Raw genomic sequence first — 1,460 nt, forward strand, 5'->3', positions numbered from 1 at the left:
GTCAGTTTCGGCAGTACCGGTTTCAGGTACGTCATCAGCACGCGGAACAGGTTAATGCCCATTGAGCAAATCGCCTGCAGGTCGGCATCGCGACCTTCCTGTTTCGCCACCACCCACGGAGCCTGCTCGTCAACATAGCGGTTAGCCAGGTCAGCCAGCGCCATGATTTCGCGCACAGCTTTACCAAACTCACGGCTTTCCCACGCTTCACCAATAACTTCAGCGGCATCGGTAAAGGTTTTGTACAGTTCAGGGTCAGCCAGCTCGCTTGCCAGTACGCCGTCAAAACGCTTGTTGATAAAGCCAGCGTTACGGGAGGCCAGATTCACCACTTTGTTGACGATATCGGCATTCACGCGCTGAACGAAATCTTCCAGGTTCAGGTCGATATCATCGATGCGCGAAGAGAGCTTCGCGGTGTAGTAGTAGCGCAGGCTATCAGCGTCAAAATGATTCAGCCAGGTGCTGGCTTTAATGAACGTGCCGCGAGACTTGGACATCTTCGCGCCGTTCACCGTCACATAGCCGTGAACAAACAGGTTGGTCGGCTTGCGGAAGTTGCTGCCTTCCAGCATTGCTGGCCAGAACAGGCTGTGGAAGTAAACAATATCTTTACCGATGAAGTGGTACAGCTCGGCGGTGGAGTCTTTCTTCCAGTATTCATCGAAGCTTACGCTGTCGCCGCGCTTGTCACACAGATTCTTGAAAGAACCCATATAGCCAATTGGCGCGTCCAGCCAGACGTAGAAGTATTTGCCCGGCGCGTTCGGAATTTCAAAACCGAAGTACGGTGCGTCGCGGGAGATGTCCCACTGTTGCAGGCCGGATTCAAACCATTCCTGCATTTTGTTTGCTACCTGCTCCTGCAACGCGCCGCTGCGGGTCCATGCCTGCAACATTTCGCTGAAAGAGGGCAGATCAAAGAAGAAGTGTTCGGAATCACGCATTACCGGCGTAGCGCCAGAAACCACTGATTTCGGCTCGATCAGTTCCGTCGGGCTATATGTTGCGCCGCAGACTTCGCAGTTATCGCCGTATTGATCCGGGGATTTACATTTCGGGCAGGTGCCTTTCACAAAACGGTCCGGCAGGAACATGCCTTTTTCCGGATCGTACAGCTGAGAGATGGTGCGGTTTTTAATAAAACCGTTCTCTTTCAGGCGAGTATAGATAAGCTCAGACAACTGACGGTTCTCTTCGCTGTGCGTTGAGTGATAGTTGTCATAGCTGATGTTAAAGCCTGCGAAATCAGTCTGATGCTCCTGACTCATTTCGCCAATCATCTGCTCCGGGGTGATACCAAGCTGCTGTGCTTTCAGCATGATCGGCGTACCGTGGGCATCGTCGGCGCAGATGAAGTTGACCTCGTGGCCGCGCATTCGCTGGTAACGGACCCAGACATCAGCCTGGATGTGCTCCAGCATATGGCCGAGGTGGATTGAGCCGTTAGCGTACGGCAG

The 1,460-nt window shown here is 53.4% G+C and carries 1 protein-coding gene; it reads right to left on the reverse strand.

Annotated features, from left to right (window positions below; all coding sequences use genetic code 11):
- Positions 1 to 1,460, reverse strand: a 1,460-nt coding sequence (gene metG, locus HEN21_RS22440; protein ID WP_183082953.1) for a methionine--tRNA ligase, incomplete at both ends; no start/stop codon positions are given.

The organism is Escherichia sp. 93.1518, assembly GCF_013368915.2.
Taxonomy (GTDB): domain Bacteria; phylum Pseudomonadota; class Gammaproteobacteria; order Enterobacterales; family Enterobacteriaceae; genus Escherichia; species Escherichia ruysiae.